Origin of the sequence: Achromobacter sp. JD417 (assembly GCF_041879325.1) — a bacterium.
GTDB lineage: Bacteria > Pseudomonadota > Gammaproteobacteria > Burkholderiales > Burkholderiaceae_B > Achromobacter > Achromobacter mucicolens.
The window spans coordinates 1229707-1246486 of the sequence record NZ_CP087159.1; the positions used below are offsets into that span (position 1 = coordinate 1229707).

Here is a 16780-nt window from a genome sequence, read left to right on the forward strand (position 1 = left end):
CGTGATCGATATCGCATCCATCCAGTCCGCCCGCGAGAACCTGCGCGGGCAGGTGCTCAAGACCCCGTTCACCCTGTCCCGCACGCTGTCCGACATCTTCGGCGCCGAGATCTGGCTGAAGTTCGAGAACCTGCAGTTCACCGCGTCCTTCAAGGAGCGCGGCGCGCTGAACCGCATGCTCACGCTGTCGGACGCCGAGCGCGCCAAGGGCGTGATCGCAGTCTCGGCGGGCAATCACGCCCAGGGCGTGGCCTATCATGCGCAGCGCATGGGGGTGCCGGCGGTGATCGTGATGCCGCGGTTCACCCCGACGGTGAAGGTCGCCAATACGCGGCGCTTCGGCGCCGAAGTCGTCCTGGCGGGCGACACCTTCGATGACGCCAAGGCGCGCGGCTACGAACTGGCCCAGGAGCGCGGCCTCATCATGATCCACCCCTATGACGACGAAGCCGTCATGGCCGGGCAGGGCACCGTCGCGCTGGAAATGCTGGAAGACCAGCCCGAGCTCGATACCCTGGTCATCGCCATCGGCGGCGGCGGGCTGATTTCCGGGATTTCCACGGCCGCCAAGGCCGTGAACCCCGCCATCGAGATCGTGGGCGTGCAGACCGAGCGTTTTCCGGCCATGTACGCCGCCGTCCAGGGCGCCACCATGCCGCCGGGGCAGTACACCATTGCCGAGGGCATCGCCGTCAAATCGCCCGGCGATCTGACGCTGCCCGTCGTGCGCCGGCTGGTCGACCGGATCGAGCTGGTCAGCGAGGCGGACATCGAGCATGCCATCGTCGTGCTGCTGGAAATTGAAAAGACCGTCGTCGAAGGCGCCGGCGCCGCTGGCCTGGCCGCACTGCTGCGCGCGCAGGAAGAGGGCAGCGACCGCTACAAGGGCAAACGCATCGGGCTGGTGCTCACCGGCGGCAATATCGATCCGCTGATGCTGGGCGAGTTGATCGAGCGCGGCATGGTCCGCGCCGGACGCCTGGCGCGCATCCGCGTCGACCTGCGCGACCTGCCGGGCGCGCTGGCCCACGCCACCAAGCTCATTGCCGACGCGCAAGCCAACATCACGGAAGTGCATCACCAGCGCGCGTTCACGTCGCTGCCGGTGCGCAATGTCGAGGTGGATTTTGTCCTCCAGACGCGGGGCCCCGAGCATATCCAGGAAGTGATCGACGTCCTGAACGCGGCGGGATTCGCCGCCAGCAACCACGACCACTGATCCGCCGCGCGGCGTTACCGCGCTACCAAATCTTTCAAGTTGCTGTCAGGAAACTGTCGCTCCCGTCGAGCTTTTGGCGGGAGCGATTTTTTATGGCCGAAGCCCATGGCAGTGCGCTTCCGAAGGGTTGATCGGTTGCGATTCACGCACGACGGAATGCCCCGTTTGCGTGCAGACGCACCAAAAAAATGCATCGATATGTTTCATCGCAGAGGCGGTTGAGATTTTTAATGGAACTTTTTGGTGTCGGCCTAACTTCCCCGATATGCGGTCTTTTCAATCGATGTTCCACGATTGGCTGGCCATCACAAGCTGGCTGTTGACCGCCTTGTGTCCACTCCATGTTCGCGGGATATCCCCCGGAAATTCATGGTTGATACCCATAGGGAATGTGTCGTCGCACGATTTACCATCCCGCGTTCATGTCGTTGCCGCCCGTTGAAGCGGCTTCGTCGAAAGAGAAACGTTCGCATTTGAAGCTGTCTTTTGCTGGCTGCGACGAATTAGGGAGAAAGCAGATTGATAAGAAACAGACAGGATTTCTGGTCTGGCGTGATGTTTATCGTGGTGGGAGGAGGCTTCGCGTTGCAGGCGACCACGTATTCCATGGGAACCGCGGCGCGCATGGGCCCCGGCTACTTTCCGTTCTGGCTCGGCATCGTGCTGGCGCTGATGGGCGCGACGGTGCTGATGAGCGCCTTGTCCCCCCGGGCCGAGACCACGACGATCAGCCGCTATGACTTTCGCATCCTCTTTCTCGTCGTCGGGTCCGTGTTCCTGTACGGCTTTTCCCTGCGCTATCTCGGGCTGTACCTCTCGGTATTCCTGCTCGTCGTGATCAGCAGCATTGCCAGCCACGAATTCAACTGGAAGGTCGCCGTCGCCAACGGCCTGTTCCTCGTGGCGTTCTCCTACCTCGCGTTCATTCGCGGGCTGGGTCTCATCTTTCCGCTGTGGCCCAGCGTGCTGACGAACTAAGGGGCCGGACATGGAACTGCTTCAAAACCTGATGCTGGGCTTTTCGGTGGCATTCACCCCCGAAAACCTGACCTACGCATTCATCGGCTGCCTGCTGGGCACGCTGGTGGGGGTGCTGCCGGGACTCGGACCCGTGCCGACCATCGCCATGCTGCTGCCCATCACCTACGTGCTGCCGCCCACCGCGGGCCTCATCATGCTGGCCGGCATCTACTACGGCACGCAGTATGGCGGCTCGACCACGGCCATTCTGGTGAACTTGCCGGGCGAGACCTCGGCGGTGGTGACCGTGCTGGACGGGCACCAGATGGCCCGAAACGGGCGGGCTGGGGCCGCGCTGTCACTGGCAGCCATCGGCTCGTTCTTTGCGGGCAGCATCGCCACCGTGCTGATTGCGGCCTTTGCGCCGCCGCTGGCCGAAGTGGCCTTTGCGTTCGGGCCGGCCGAGTACTTCTCGCTGATGGCACTGGGCCTGATCGGCGCCGTGGTGCTGGCGTCGGGCTCGCTGCCCAAGGCCATCTGCATGATCCTGCTCGGGTTGCTGCTGGGCATGGTCGGCACCGACGTGAACTCGGGCGTTGCGCGCTACGACTTCAGCATTCCTGAACTGCAGGACGGCATCGACTTTGCCATCGTGGCCATGGGCGTGTTCGGCCTGTCGGAAATCATGAGCAACCTGGAACTGAAGGAAAACCGGGTCGAGATCACCGACAAGGTGGGTTCGCTGTATCCCAACCGCCAGGAATTCCGCGAGGCCGCGCCCGCCATCGTGCGCGGCACGGCGCTGGGCTCGGCCCTGGGCATCTTGCCGGGCGGCGGTTCGGTGCTGTCGGCGTTCGCGTCCTACACGCTGGAAAAGAAGCTCTCGAAGGAGCCGGAGCGCTTCGGCAAGGGCCACCCGGCTGGTCTAGCCGGTCCCGAATCGGCCAATAACGCCGGCGCGCAGACCTCGTTCATCCCGCTGCTGACCCTGGGCATCCCGGGCAACGCGGTGATGGCGCTGATGGTCGGTGCGATGACCATCCACAACATCCAGCCCGGTCCGCAGGTCATGTCCAGCCACCCCGAGCTGTTCTGGGGGCTGATCGCCTCGATGTGGATCGGCAACCTGATGCTCGTGGTGCTGAACCTGCCGCTGATCGGCATCTGGGTCAAGCTGCTGCGCGTGCCGTATCGCATGCTGTTCCCCGCGATCCTGGTCTTCTGCACGATCGGGGTGTATTCACTGAACTACAACGCCTTCGACATCTTCATGTTCGCCATCTTCGGCATCATCGGCTACGTGTGGAGCAAGCTGGGGTGTGAAGGCGCGCCGCTGCTGCTTGGCCTGGTGCTGGGGCCCATGATGGAAGAAAACTTCCGCCGGGCGCTGCTCCTGTCGCGTGGCGAGTTCTCCACCTTTGTCACGCGCCCGCTGTCGGCGACGCTGCTCGCGCTTGCCGCGATCCTGCTGGTGCTGGTGGCATTGCCCGCGCTGCGCAAGAAGCGCGAAGAAGCCTTCGTCGAGGTCGACTGACTTTTTTGGATCCGGTTGGCTCCGGGTCTGGTTCGGCGCAAGCCGGCCAGACCCTTTTTTTATTGCCGGGCCACCAGGTTCTTCAGGCCGTACAGGCGTTCCCGATGCAGGGTTGCCGTCAACGGCTCCGGGTCACGGCCCAGCGCGACATAGTCCGCCGGAATCTGCGCGATCGCATCCTGCATGTTTTCGGACCCCGCGTGCCACCACTGCACCAGCATCCGGTCCGGGTTGTAGACGTCCAGACCCTGCCGGCGCAGCTCGGAACGGTTGAAGTCCTTCAGATTCCACGTCAGCACCTGGACGGTCGGCGTCTGCGGCAGCCCGCAGCGCGCGCGCCGCGCCAGCCCGGCCGCGATCACATGGAAATCCTTGGGATCGCTATAGCGCAACGACGCCTCATAGACCTGCGTGTCCGATTCCAGGGCCGCCGGAAACCGCGCGTTCATGTCCGCCCAGAAATCGGCCATTACCTCGGGCGGAATATCCCAGATCCGGCAAGCGTTGCGGCGCCATTCCTCGCCTATGCGCTCGGTCCACACGGGCTGAAACACCCCGGCCTCGGCCAGCCGCAGCAATAGCCGGCGCAGGATGCCAGACATGAGGACGCAGGCGTCCAGGACGATGAACGGGGGAGAAGGAGGGGGCAGGCTCAAGATCGGTACGGCCGCGGGTCCGGAAAACGCGCACACGCTGCGCGCCGCGGACGCCCGGGCGGGCGGAAAAATGGAAGGCGAGGCAGAAGGATAGTGTTTTTTTGGACGCGCTGCCGGGCGGGGCAAGACGTGCGCGCTCAACCCAGCGGCGTGCCCGACAGCTGTTCCGCCGGAAACGGGACCAGCATTTCGCGGCTTCGCTCCGCTGTGGCGGTCAGCCAGTCGCCGTATGCGCCTTCAGGCAGGATCACCACCATGCGCTTTTCCGTGCCGGGCTGGTGGTAGCGGCTGAACAGGGGATCGAGGTCGGCGTTGATGGTCAGCATGGTGTAGGTCTCGTGCCATTGCCCCGCCGCGTCGCGATACCGGTCCCACAGTCCTGCGATGCCCATGGGCTTGCCGTCGGCGCGGGTGAAGCGGGTGGCCACGGCCTTGCCGGAGGTCCAGTCGGGTTCGAAGATCGCGTCGGCGGGAATGATGCAGCGTTGCGCGCGGCGCCAGGCGTTGCCGAAGGTGTAGGACGCGGCGGCCGTCTCGGCGCGGGCGTTGAAGGTCGACAGCTTGCTGGCGCGGTCCAGGCCGCCCGTGCGGGTCATGGCGCTGATCAAGCCCCAGCGGCCGGTGACCGCCTCGCGGTCCGGGACGGCATCGTCGCCCGCGTCATGTTCGGGCGGGCGGCGCACGAACAGCCCTTCGTAACGAGGCCACATGTCGTACTTGCCGATGGCGGCGGGTTTGCGGCGCACGCCGAACTTCTGCAGCAGCAGTTCGGCGTCTTTCAACGTCTGATAGTGCGAACACATGGACGGCTCCCCGGACTATCGGGCGGCGCGCTGGGAGCGCGTCTCGAAGTTTAAGCTTGCCGCGTCGATGCGCGGTTTGTCCAGTGCGGGGGTGATGCGAGGGGTGGTGCCCGAGACCGGAATCGAACCGGTACGGCCGCGAGGCCGAGGGATTTTCTTACCACTTCGGCTTTCGCCGCCAGCACAGGCTTGCTGTTCGTGGTCTGGAGCACGCCTTCACCATAGCCTTGCCGGCCTTAGGTGCCCGCCGTCTGCTCTCTACACCTTCCCCGGTTGGCCACCGGGGCTTGGCTCGGCATTAGCGCGGACGGGGTCCAGGGCCTTCACCGAGTTTGACGGGCTACACCTTTGGAGTTTCCTCCAAAGGGCTCAAATTTGTTCAAGTCCCTTGTGTCTACCAATTTCACCACTCGGGCGATGCGCGGTCCGCGTGGGGCCGGCAGCGGGCGAGACTATACCATCTAGACCGCATGGCCGCGCGCGCGGCGGCGATTTGTTGCCGCGGCCGCGCGCGGGTAAACCCCGATCCCTGCGGGCCCGGACTCCGGACGACACTTTGCGCCATGAAACCCAGCCCGCCCGCCCCGCCGTCCCGCGACATCGATCCCGTTTCCCTGCGCCTGTTCCTGGCCGCCTTGGAAGAGGGCAGCCTGGCGCGCGCCGCCGCCCGTGAAAACATCGTGCCGTCCGCAGTCAGCAAGCGCATGTCGGAAATGGAGGACGCGTTTGGCGTGCCGCTGCTCGAGCGCGGCGTGAAGGGCGTGCAGCCGACGCCGGCGGGCGATGCGCTGGCCGCGCACGTGCGCCGCGTGCTGGAAGACATGGACCGCATGCACCGCGACATGGCGGGATTCGCGACCGGGGTGCGCGGGCATATCCGGCTGGCGGTGAGTTTCGCTGCCCTGTCGGGTGACCTGCCGGCGCAGATCCAGTCTTTTCGCCGCGCGAACCCGCAGATCGACATCTCGTTGGAAGAGGACACCACGCAGACCGCCTTTCGTGCCGTGCTGGAAGGGCAGGCGGACGTGGCGGCGGGATCGGACTTCGGCCACGACGGTCTTCAGGTATTTCCCTTTGGCCATTGCGAACTGGCGGCGGTGGTGCCCGGCCGGCACCTGCTGGCCGACCGCGAGACGCTGGGGTACGCGCAATTGCTGCCGTTCGAATTGATCGAGCTGAACCGGGACAACGGCATCAGCAGCGTGTTCGACCAGGCCGCGCGCGACGCGGGCGTGTCGCGCCGCATCAGCGCGCGGGTCAGTTCGCACGAGACCATCTGCCTGCTGGTGGCGCGCGGCATGGGCGTGGCCGTGGTGCCCCATTACCTGAAGGCGCGGCTGGCGCACCTGGACATCCGATTCATTCCGCTGGAGGGACCCTGGTCCAGCACGCCGCTGTGCGTCGCGGTGCGGGATCCGGACGCCTTGTCGCCGGCCGCCCGTGCGCTGCTGGCGCATCTGGGCGTGCTGGGCAGCTGACGGGCGTCTCAGGGGTAACCCGGACGTTCCCAAACGAGAATGCCCCCGTGCTGAAAGACCGCTACCCGCCCTGGCCGCCCGCCCGCGATCATGCAGGCAGGCGGGCGGCGGCGGGCGCGTTTCCCTGACCGCCGCCGCGCTTCCATCGAACAGGCTGGCAAGAGGAACCCGAGATGACAGCAGCACCGGCTTCACCCTTCATGGACAGCACCGAACTGCCCCTGCGCGGCATCAAGGTCCTGGAACTGTCCCACATGATCATGGGGCCGGCCGCCGGCCTGTCGCTGGCGGACCTGGGCGCCGACGTCATCAAGGTGGAACCCATCGATGGCGACCGCACGCGCCGCCTGAAGGGATCCGGCAGCGGCTACTTTCCTGTCTTCAACCGCAACAAGCAGAGCCTGGCGATCGACTTGAAGTCGCCGGAGGGGCAGGAGGTCGTGCGCAAGCTGGCGCTTCAGACCGACATGATCGTGGAGAACTTCCGTGACGGCAGCCTGGCGCAGTACGGCCTGGATTATGAATCGCTGTCGGCCGAGAACCCAGGGCTCATCTATGTGTCGCTCAAGGGCTTTCTGTCCGGTCCCTACAAGCACCGCACGGCGCTGGACGAGGTGGTGCAGATGATGGGCGGGCTGGCCTACATCAACGGCGGCGCGGACACGCCGCAACGGGTGGCGGCGTCTGTCAACGACATCCTGGGCGGCACGTTCGGGGTGGTGGGCGCACTGGCCGCGCTGCACGACCGCCACGCGACGGGCCGCGGACGCCATGTGCGGTCCGGGCTCTTTGAAAACAATCTTCTTCTCGTTGCGCAGTTCATCGCGCAGTTCCAGCTGACGGGCACGGCGCCCAAACCCATGGGGGCGGAGCGCAAGCCGCCATGGGGTGTGTACGACGTCTTCGAGACCGCGGACGGCCGGGTGTTCGTCGCGGTGGTGGGCGATGCGCAATGGCGCAACTTCGCGCAGAAATTCCTGCCGCCCGAATGGGCCGCGGACCCGCGCCTGGCCACCGCCGTCGATCGCGAAGCCGCGCGGTCGTGGCTGGTGCCTGGCGTGGGCGAGATCCTGAAGACGTGGAAGACCGACGAGCTGTGCGCCGCGCTGGAAGAGGCCAACCTGTCGTATGGCCCGATCCGCCAGCCGCACGATCTGCTCGACGATGCGCACTTGAACGCTGGCGGCGCGCTCTTGAAAACGCGGCTGCCGGACGGCGGCGAAATCTCGGCTGCCGCGCTGCCCATCGAGTTCGACGGCCGCAAGGCGGGCAAGCGGTTCGATCCGCCCACGCAGGGCGCGCAGACCCGCACCATCCTGCAGGGCCTGGGATTGGATGCCGCGCGCATCGACGCGTTGCGCGCTTCGGGAGTGATTGCATGAACGACGGGCAGTAGCGCCCGATCCCTGTCGAGGCGGCGCCAGACCGCCAAGACATCCATCAAAGAGGAGACAACCATGATCCGCAAACTCGTTGCGCTGGCTGCATTGGCCGTGGCATGTGCTGCAAACGCGCAGGACTATCCCAGCAAGCCCATCCGCATCATCATCCCGTCCACGCCAGGCGGCGGCACCGACTACATCGGCCGCCTGATGAGCACCAAGCTGCACGAGCTGAACGGCTGGGCGGTGGTGCCCGAGAACAAGCCTGGCGCAGGCACGGCGCTGGGCCTTGCGGAGGCCGCGCGGTCGCCCGCGCAGGGCTATGACCTGGTGATCGGCCAGTCCGACAACGTCACGCTGATTCCGCTGCTGATGAAAGTGGCCTACGACCCCGTCAAGGACCTGACGCCCGTGGCGCTGGTGGCCACCACGCCGATGGTGCTGCTGGTGGCCGAGGGATCGCCCTACAAGACGCTGCCCGAGGTGATCGAGGCGGCCAGGAAGGAACCGAACAAGATCTCATACGGAACGTCGGGCACGGGCGGCGGCGTGCACATCGCCATGGAGATGCTGCAGCACGCAGCCGGCTTCAAGATGCAGCACGTTCCCTACAAAGGGTCCGCCCCGGCGTTGGCCGACCTGATGGGTGGCCATTTGCAGTTCGCGGGTTCGTCGATTTCCTCGGCGGCCACGCTGATCAAGTCCGGCAAGGTGCGCGCGCTGGCGGTGACTTCACCCAAGCGCAATCCCGCCTTGCCCGACGTGCCGACCGTGGCCGAGCTGGGATACAAGGACTTCAGCGTGGTGACCTACTACGGCGTGCTTGCCCCAGCCAAGACGCCGGACGCCATCGTGGCGCGCTTGAACACCGACTTCAACAAGCTGCTTGCCCGGCAGGACGTGAAGGACGCGCTGGCGGCACAGGGACTGGAAACCGATCCGGTGTCCAGCGCGCAGTTTGCGGCGCTGATCCAGTCGGACATCGGCAAGGCGCGGCAAACCATCAAGAGCGCCGGCATCGTCATTCAGCAATAGGATCACGGGAACGCATATGAACCAGGAAGTCAGGCTTTGCGAGGTCGGGCCGCGCGACGGGTTGCAGATGGCCAATGGCATGATGGCGGGCGCCGACAAGCTGCGCTGGATCGGGCAACTGGCCGACGCCGGCCTGCGAGAGATCGAGGTGGGCAGCTTCGTGTCGCCGCGCCTCGTGCCGCAGATGGCGGACACCGGCGACATCCTGCCCGAGGTCCTGAAGATCGACGGACTGACGGTGTGCGCGCTGGCCTGCAACCTGAAGGGCGCGATCGCGGCATATGAGGCGGGCGCGCATGTGATGGCGTTTCCGGTGTCGGTCAGCGACACGCATAGCCGCGCCAACGTCGGCAAGGGCACCGATGCGCAGGTCGACATGCTGGCCGCCATCGTCGACTGGATCCGCGCGCAGGCGCGGCCCATGCGCATCGACGCGGCCGTTGCCACGGCGTTCGGTTGTTCGATCGAAGGAGAGGTGCCGGTGCGGCGCGTGGCCGACGTCGCGCAAGCGGTGGCGCGCGCCGGCGCCGACGAAATCGCCCTGGCCGATACCGTGGGCTATGCCCACCCGGGACGGGTGCGCGAGGCGGTGCGGGCCACGCAGGACGCGGTGGGGGCGCGGCTGACCAAGCTGCATCTGCACGACACGATGGGGTTGGGCCTGGCCAACGCGCTGGCGGGGTTGGACGAGGGCATCCGCGCCTTCGATTCCTGCCTGGGCGGGCTGGGCGGATGCCCGTTCGCGCCGGGGGCTTCGGGCAACATCGTCACGGAAGATCTGGTGTTCATGCTGGAAAGCATGGGCTTTCGGACCGGTGTCGACCTGTCCCGCCTGCTGGCGGCGCGCCCGCTCCTGGCCGATTCACTGCCGCAGGAAAGACTGCGCAGCGGCGTGGCCGCCGCCGGCATTCCCAAGACCTACGCGGCCGCGTAGCTCAGCGATACACCAGCACCGGAAGCGTGCTGTGCGCCAGCACCTTCTGGGTCTGGCTGCCCAGCAGCAGGGCAGCCATGCCGCCGCGGCCATGCGAGGACATGGCGATCAGGTCGCAATTGCGCGTCATGGCCACGTCCACGATCACCTGGTACGGCGACTCGCTTTCGCGCATTTCCGTGACGCAGGCCACCCCCGCGGTGCTGGCCTTGCCGGCGGCTTCGGACAAATAGGAACTAGCCAGTTCGCGCGCCTGGTTCTCGTAGACGCCGCGCATGCCTTCGAACTGCACGGTTTCCATGGAAGGCATCTCGAAAGGGCTGTACACGGTCAGGACCGTGACGCTGGCGCCCAACTCGCGGGCAAGCGCAAGCGCTTGCTCCAGGCCGGAATTGGCCAGGCTGGATCCGTCGATGGGGATGAGTATGTGCTTGTACATGGCAACCTCCAGGGGGAATCTCCCGTCCATGGTACGCCCGAAGGGGACGGTTGCCGTTGATTCTGGCGGAAGCGGTGAGATTCGAACTCACGAACGGTTGCCCGTTGCCGGTTTTCAAGACCGGTGCAATCGACCACTCTGCCACGCTTCCCGGGGGGCTTGCCTGGGTGGTCACCCAGGTGTCGCGGCCGCCAGGCAAACATTCTGCCCGATCGAAGCCACGATATGCCGCAAAGGGCGCAATAATAATCCATTTGCTGCAAAGGAGGCACGCGATGCACGCTGTTGAAATCACCCGCCCCGGCGGCCCCGAGGTTCTCGTCCCCGTGGAACGCCCCACGCCCGAGGCCGGCGCCGGCGAAGTTCTGATCAAAGTGACCGCTGCGGGCATCAACCGCCCCGACGTGTTCCAGCGCAAGGGCAACTATGCCCCGCCGCGTGGCGCGTCCGATCTGCCTGGCCTGGAAGTGGCCGGCGAGATCGTCGGCGGCGACGTGGCTGGCAGCGGTTTTGCCGTGGGCGACAAGGTCTGCGCCCTGGTGGCCGGCGGTGGCTATGCCGAATACTGTGTTGCGCCCGTGGCGCAGTGCCTGCCGATTCCCAAGGGCTTGTCCGACATCGAGGCCGCGGGCCTGCCCGAGACGTATTTCACGGTGTGGAGCAACGTGTTCGATCGCGGCCGCCTGTCCGAGGGCGAGGCGCTGCTGGTTCACGGTGGCGCCAGCGGCATCGGCACCACGGCCATCCAGCTGGCGCGTGCGATGGGGCATAAGGTGTACGCGACCGTCGGCAGCGATGATCGCGCACGCGCCGTCGAGGCGTTGGGCGCCGACAAGGGCATCAACTACAAGACGCAGGATTTCGTGAAGGAAGTGCTGGACGCCACCGGCGGACGCGGCGTGGACGTGATCCTGGACATGGTGGCAGGCGACTACATCGCCCGCGACATGCAGTGCCTGGCCGATGACGGCCGCATCGTCATCATTGCGCAGCTGGGAGGCTCGCACGCCAATGTGGATACCGCCCAGGTCATGCGCCGCCGCCTGACCATCACCGGCTCGACCTTGCGTCCCCGTCCGGTGGCTTTCAAGGGCGCCATCGCGCGTGCCCTGCGCGAGCACGCCTGGCCGTTGCTGGAAAAAGGGGCCATCAAGCCCATCGTCCATGCCACCTTCCCGCTGGCCGAAGCCTCCAAGGCGCACGCCATGATGGAAGGCGGGGAAAACATCGGCAAAATCATCCTGACCATGTAAGAAACGCGCGGCGTTCGGCGTATCGCCGCGCAACAGGATACAATCTCGGGTTTCGCCTGGAATTTTTTCCAGGCAGGCCCGTGGGCGGTTGCTGCACAAAGCCCCTGTAACAGGTCCTCCCACCTCAGACCCAATCGTCAGACAAACTCGCCATGACTTCAGTCGAAAATCGCGCCCGCCTCGTGCTGGGCAACTGGAAGATGCACGGCAATCTCGCCGAGAACGCCGCGTTGCTGACCGAGCTTCGTGCCGCGGATGCGGCGGGCCACTGCGAAATCGGCATCTGCGTTCCGTTTCCCTACCTGGCGCAGGCCGCGTCGGCCCTGACCGGCAGCAGCGTGTCCTGGGGCGCGCAAGACGTCAGCGCGCACGACAAGGGGGCGTACACGGGTGAAGTCTCCGGTTCGATGCTGAAGGAATTCGGCTGCCGCTGGGCGCTGGTCGGCCATTCTGAGCGCCGCGTCCTGCACGGCGAAACCGACGAGATTGTGGCCGCCAAGGCGCAGGCCGCGCTGGCCGCCGGCCTGACGCCCGTGGTCTGCGTGGGCGAATCCCTGGCTGACCGCGAAGCCGGCAACACGCTGGCCGTGATCGAACGTCAACTCAAGCCCGTGCTGGCGCTGGGCGCCGACGCCGTCTCGCGCATGGTTCTCGCTTACGAACCCGTCTGGGCCATCGGCACCGGCCGCACGGCCTCGCCGGAGCAGGCCCAGGAAGTCCATGGCGCCATCCGCGCCGCCCTGCGCGCGCTCGGCGCTGCGCAGGTTCAGGTGTTGTACGGCGGCAGCGTCAAGGCCGCCAACGCCTCCAGTTTGTTCGCCATGACTGATATCGACGGAGCCCTGGTCGGCGGCGCGTCGCTCGTGGCCGAAGAGTTTTTGCGAATTGCCGCCATCTAAGTTTCCGTTCCGGAGTCTGTAATGCCCCTGATGCTCAAAATTCTGCTGGCCGTCCAAGTGATCTCGGCGCTGGCTATCATTGTCCTGGTCCTGCTTCAGCAGGGCAAAGGCGCCGACATGGGCTCCGCTTTCGGTAGCGGCTCGTCGGGCAGCCTGTTCGGCGCCACTGGCGCGGCGAACTTCCTGTCGCGCGCCACCAAGTGGTCCGCGGTCGTGTTCTTTGCCTCCACCGCTGGCCTGGCTTACTTCAGCCACAAGGGCACCAGCGGTCCCGCCGTGGATTCCGGCGTGATGCAAAGCTTCCCGGCCGACCGTTCGGTTCCGCAGGCCCCGGGCTCCTCGGTGCCCGCCACGCCGGGCGCATCGTCCGTGCCGGGCGCGTCGTCGGTGCCTGCCACCCCGGCTCCCGCCACGCCCGACGCCTCCGTGCCCGCGGCCCCGGCCACGCCGGCTGCGCCTGCCGCTGAAAAGCCGGCGCAAGCGCCCGCCGCTCCGGCAAAGTAAGGGACTGCAGCAGAAAGGCCGGCGCAAGCCGGCTTTTTTTATGCTTGCGATATTGAAGCGATCCGCGTGGGGAAACCATGGAAAAGCGATTGATGCCGTCGATGATGGCGCTCCAGTGTTTCGAGGCGGTGGCGCGGCACATGAGCGTCACGCGTGCCGCCGAAGAGCTGCACATGACGCAAAGCGCGATCAGCAAACAGATTGCGCAGCTTGAGGCGTTGCTGCGCAATCCGCTGTTCCTGCGCGTGCGCCGCCGGCTGCAACTGACGCCGGCCGGCGCGCTGTACCAATCCGAGGTCAGGACGATCCTGAACCAGGTGGACATGTCCTCGCGGTACATCCTGACCTATGGGAGCGAAACGCAGGTGCTGACGATCGGCACCCAGCCCACCTTCGGCTCGCGCTGGCTTATCCCGCGGCTGCAGCGTTTCATGGCCGCGCATCCGGATATCCAGGTCAAGGTGCGCAGCGAAACCCGCCCGTTCGACCTGATGCAGGCCAAGATCGACATCTCGTTCTTCTTTGGCCACGGCACGTTGCCCGGCGCGCAGTGCCTGGAGCTCTTCGAGGCCGACGTCGTGCCGGTGTGCGCGCCCGGGTTCCTGCGCGGCGGCCGGATCGCCAGCCTGGACGACCTGAGCCAACAGACGTTGATCCAGTGCGCGTCGCGTCCCGAAGCGTGGCACGACTATTTCTCGCATCAGCAGTATCAATCGGACAGCAGCTATCACGGTCCGCGGTTCGACACCTTCTACATGTGCGTGAGGGCGGCCGAGGGCGGCTGCGGCATCGCGCTCACGCCGCGTCTGCTGGCCGAGGAAGAGCTGCAAGCCGGCAAGCTGGTCATCCCATGGGGCTACGTGCAGCCCAGTGACGGCGCGTACTTTGTGGCGTATTCCGAACACTCCGCCGAGGTGCCCAAGATCAAGCAGTTCGTCGCGTGGGTGCGCGACGAGGCGCGCCAGCAGGAGGCGCGGGGCGGCACGCGCGGGCAGTCCATGAAAAAACGGACTGATTAAGCCGATTTTTTTCATTTGATCGAGCCCCGGCGGGCGTGATCTCATGCGGGCCATCCTTGTTTACCGATGTGCCGAGCCCGCCATGAGTCAGAATTTCGTCAATCCCGATCAGATCCGCGCCTGGTTTTCGCGCGCCATGTCCGACATGTACAAGCAGGAAGTCCCGCTGTACGACACCCTGCTGGACCTTGTGGCGCAGGTCAATGCGCGGACGATGTCCGAGCAGCCGGAACTGGCCGCGCAACTGGCGCGCACCGGCGAGATCGAACGCCTGGACATCGAACGCCACGGCGCGATCCGCGTCGGTACGCCCGAGGAACTGGCGAACATGCGCCGCGTGTTTGCCGTGATGGGCATGCAGCCGGTCGGCTACTACGATCTGTCGCCTGCGGGCGTGCCCGTGCATTCGACGGCCTTTCGCGCCACGCACGAGGCGGCGCTGCAGGCCAGCCCGTTCCGCGTTTTCACGTCGCTGCTGCGCCTGGAACTGATCGATGACGTGGCGCTGCGCGAGAAGGCCGCCCGCATCCTGGCGGCGCGCCAGATCTTCACGGACCGCGCGCTGGCGCTGACTGCCCGCTTCGAGGCGGAAGGCGGCCTCACCGAGGCCGACGCGCGCGAGTTTGTGGCCGAGGCGCTGCATACCTTCCGCTGGCACAGCGAGTCTACCGTCAGCCTGGACGACTACCGCGAGCTGCACGGCCAGCATCGCCTGATCGCCGACGTGGTGGCGTTCAAGGGGCCGCACATCAACCACCTGACGCCGCGCACGCTGGACATCGACGAAGCGCAGGCCGAGATGCCGCGGCGCGGCGTGTCGGCCAAGGCCGTCATCGAAGGCCCGCCGCCGCGCAAGTGCCCGATCCTGCTGCGTCAGACCAGCTTCAAGGCGCTGGAAGAGCCCGTGCGTTTTGCGGGCGCCGACGGCACCAGTGCGGTGGGCAGCCACACGGCCCGCTTTGGCGAGATCGAGCAGCGTGGCGTGGCGCTGACCCGCAAGGGCCGTGCGCTGTACGACCAGCTGCTGGATCTGGCCCGCAGCCGCATCAGCGGCGCGCCCAACGAAGGCAACGCGGCGGCGTACATGCAGAACCTGCAGGATTGCTTTGCGGCATTTCCCGACAACTACGCGGCGTTGCATGACCAGGGGCTGGCGTACTTCCGCTACTTCCTGACGGGCAAGACTGGCACGCCGGAGACGTCTGAACTGTCTGCTTTGATCGACGCGGGGTTCATCCAATACGAACCGCTGGTGTACGAAGACTTCCTGCCGGTCAGCGCGGCCGGCATCTTCCAGTCGAACCTGGGCGACAAGGCGCAGGCCGAGTACGCGCAGAATGCCAGCCAGACGGCATTTGAAGCCGCGCTGGGCGCCCGCGTGCTGGATGAGCTGGCGCTATACGACGACACGCAGGCGCGCTCGCTCGAGGCCTGCCTGCAGGCGCTCGCCGCGCCCGTGGACGCATGAGCCGGCTGGATCGCTGCCTGTCGGTGGGTGACTTCGAACGCGAGGCGCGGCGCATCATGCCGCGCTGCGTCGAAGGCTACATCTGCGGCGGCACGGAAGACGGCGCGTCGCTGGCCGAGAGCGTGCGCGCCCCGCGCGACATCGGCTTTCGGCCGCGCGGGCTGCGCGTGGTGGACCAGCGCAGCAGCCAGGTCAGCCTGTTCGGCCAGGACTACGCCATGCCGGTGGGTTTCGCGCCGACCGGCTTCTCGGCCATCGTCATGCACGAATGCGATCTGGCGCTGGCGCGCGTGGCCCAGGAGACGCGTATTCCGTTCATCATCAGCGGCGCCTCCAGCGTGCCGCTCGAACGCCTGCAGGAGGCGACCGGCAACCGCTGCTGGTACCAGGCCTATCTGCCGGGCAACATCGATCGCATCGGCAAGCTGCTGGCGCGGCTGCGCGCGGCCAGCATTCCCGTGCTGGTGGTGACCATCGACACCTGCGTGGGCGCTAACCGCGAGAACCTGCAACGGCTGGCCTTCACCGTCCCGTTCAAGATGAGCGGCCGCGTCGTGCTGGACGGCATGCTGCATCCGCGCTGGACGCTGAACGTCTTCATGCGCACGCTGCTGGGCAGCGGGGTGCCCCGGTTTTCGAACCTGTACGAAGAGATCGGCCCGCCCATCACGCAGGACCCGCCCAACGGCTTCCGCGGCGAGCGCGACAAGCTGTCGTGGGAACACATCCGCTGGATCCGCGAGAACTGGCCGGGCAAGCTGGTGCTCAAGGGCGTCATGCACCCCGACGATGCGCGGATGGCGCATGCGGCGGGCGCGGACGGCGTGATCGTGTCGAACCACGGCGGCCGACAGCTCGACGGCTGCATTTCGCCGCTGCAGGCATTGCACGATGTCGTGGCCGCGGTGCCCGAAGGCTATCCCGTGATGGTCGACGGGGGCTTCCGGCGCGGCGCCGACGTGCTCAAGGCCGTGGCCCTGGGCGCGAGAATGGTGTTCACCGGCCGCCCGCAGCTCTTTGGCGCGGCGGTGGCGGGCGCCGCCGGCATCCGCAAGGTCGCGCGGATCTTTCACAGCGAGATCTCGACGAACATGGCGCTGCTGGGCTGCGCCACGCTTGCCGACGTCACCCCGGACCTGATCGCGCCGGTGCAACCTGCCGGACCCTGGCGTTCCCGGCCGGCCGACTGATTCCCAC

General features: G+C 66.4%; 16 protein-coding genes and 1 tRNA gene. 13 read left to right on the top strand and 4 right to left on the bottom strand.

What is annotated here, in order from left to right:
- Position 1: 1 nt before the first annotated feature.
- The 3 genes from LN047_RS05655 (at position 2) to LN047_RS05665 (ending at position 3713) form a co-directional block, all read left to right on the top strand.
- Complete coding sequence (locus tag LN047_RS05655) at positions 2–1219, top strand: threonine ammonia-lyase (RefSeq protein ID WP_373981293.1); 1218 nt, start codon at positions 2–4, stop codon at positions 1217–1219.
- A gap of 555 nt (positions 1220–1774) precedes the next feature.
- The gene (locus LN047_RS05660; RefSeq protein WP_063954841.1) at positions 1775–2197 is read left to right on the top strand and encodes a tripartite tricarboxylate transporter TctB family protein; all 423 of its coding nucleotides are present in this window, start codon (positions 1775–1777) and stop codon (positions 2195–2197) included.
- 10 nt (positions 2198–2207) lie between these two features.
- Complete coding sequence (locus tag LN047_RS05665) at positions 2208–3713, top strand: tripartite tricarboxylate transporter permease (protein WP_373981294.1); 1506 nt, start codon at positions 2208–2210, stop codon at positions 3711–3713.
- A 59-nt stretch (positions 3714–3772) separates the two neighbouring features.
- Here the strand turns inward: LN047_RS05665 and LN047_RS05670 are convergent, their stop codons facing one another.
- Positions 3773–4315: a PIN domain-containing protein gene (locus LN047_RS05670; protein ID WP_056321457.1), complete on the bottom strand. Its 543-nt coding sequence runs from the start codon at positions 4313–4315 to the stop codon at positions 3773–3775.
- A gap of 191 nt (positions 4316–4506) precedes the next feature.
- Complete coding sequence (locus tag LN047_RS05675; protein WP_373981295.1) at positions 4507–5172, bottom strand: SOS response-associated peptidase; 666 nt, start codon at positions 5170–5172, stop codon at positions 4507–4509.
- A gap of 563 nt (positions 5173–5735) precedes the next feature.
- On the opposite strand from LN047_RS05675, the gene LN047_RS05680 reads away from it, so the two are divergent.
- The 4 genes from LN047_RS05680 to LN047_RS05695 all read left to right on the top strand — a co-directional run bounded on the left by LN047_RS05680 (position 5736) and on the right by LN047_RS05695 (position 10001).
- On the top strand, positions 5736–6650 hold the full coding sequence (locus LN047_RS05680) for a LysR family transcriptional regulator (protein ID WP_056321494.1): 915 nt from the start codon (positions 5736–5738) through the stop codon (positions 6648–6650).
- Positions 6651–6823: 173 nt separating this feature from the next.
- Positions 6824–8032, top strand: a complete 1209-nt coding sequence (locus LN047_RS05685; RefSeq protein WP_373981296.1) for a CaiB/BaiF CoA transferase family protein — start codon at positions 6824–6826, stop codon at positions 8030–8032.
- Between the two features lie 75 nt (positions 8033–8107).
- Positions 8108–9067, top strand: coding sequence for a tripartite tricarboxylate transporter substrate binding protein (locus LN047_RS05690; protein ID WP_062840444.1), 960 nt, complete (start codon positions 8108–8110; stop codon positions 9065–9067).
- Between the two features lie 16 nt (positions 9068–9083).
- Positions 9084–10001 (top strand): hydroxymethylglutaryl-CoA lyase, encoded by a 918-nt coding sequence (locus tag LN047_RS05695; RefSeq protein WP_373981297.1) that lies wholly within the window; start codon positions 9084–9086, stop codon positions 9999–10001.
- Position 10002: 1 nt separating this feature from the next.
- Here the strand turns inward: LN047_RS05695 and LN047_RS05700 are convergent, their stop codons facing one another.
- Both LN047_RS05700 and LN047_RS05705 read right to left on the bottom strand, forming a co-directional pair.
- A complete protein-coding gene (locus tag LN047_RS05700) occupies positions 10003–10440 on the bottom strand; it encodes a universal stress protein (protein WP_271264392.1) in 438 nt (145 codons plus the stop codon).
- A 63-nt stretch (positions 10441–10503) separates the two neighbouring features.
- Positions 10504–10591, bottom strand: a tRNA-Ser gene (locus tag LN047_RS05705).
- A gap of 124 nt (positions 10592–10715) precedes the next feature.
- Between LN047_RS05705 and LN047_RS05710 the strand changes: the two genes are divergently transcribed.
- From LN047_RS05710 to LN047_RS05735, 6 genes are all read left to right on the top strand, one after another.
- A complete protein-coding gene (locus LN047_RS05710) occupies positions 10716–11693 on the top strand; it encodes an NAD(P)H-quinone oxidoreductase (protein WP_062840447.1) in 978 nt (325 codons plus the stop codon).
- A gap of 152 nt (positions 11694–11845) precedes the next feature.
- The gene (tpiA, locus tag LN047_RS05715) at positions 11846–12592 is read left to right on the top strand and encodes a triose-phosphate isomerase (protein ID WP_373981298.1); all 747 of its coding nucleotides are present in this window, start codon (positions 11846–11848) and stop codon (positions 12590–12592) included.
- Between the two features lie 21 nt (positions 12593–12613).
- On the top strand, positions 12614–13096 hold the full coding sequence (gene secG, locus LN047_RS05720) for a preprotein translocase subunit SecG (protein ID WP_108006533.1): 483 nt from the start codon (positions 12614–12616) through the stop codon (positions 13094–13096).
- 77 nt (positions 13097–13173) lie between these two features.
- Positions 13174–14115: a LysR substrate-binding domain-containing protein gene (locus tag LN047_RS05725; RefSeq protein WP_180098966.1), complete on the top strand. Its 942-nt coding sequence runs from the start codon at positions 13174–13176 to the stop codon at positions 14113–14115.
- An 82-nt stretch (positions 14116–14197) separates the two neighbouring features.
- Positions 14198–15583 carry a VOC family protein gene (locus LN047_RS05730; RefSeq protein WP_373981299.1) on the top strand — a complete coding sequence of 462 codons (1386 nt, stop codon included), beginning with the start codon at positions 14198–14200 and terminating at the stop codon, positions 15581–15583.
- Positions 15580–16773 carry an alpha-hydroxy acid oxidase gene (locus tag LN047_RS05735; RefSeq protein WP_373981300.1) on the top strand — a complete coding sequence of 398 codons (1194 nt, stop codon included), beginning with the start codon at positions 15580–15582 and terminating at the stop codon, positions 16771–16773. The genes LN047_RS05730 and LN047_RS05735 overlap by 4 nt, the downstream gene beginning before the upstream one ends.
- The last annotated feature ends 7 nt before the right edge of the window (positions 16774–16780 follow it).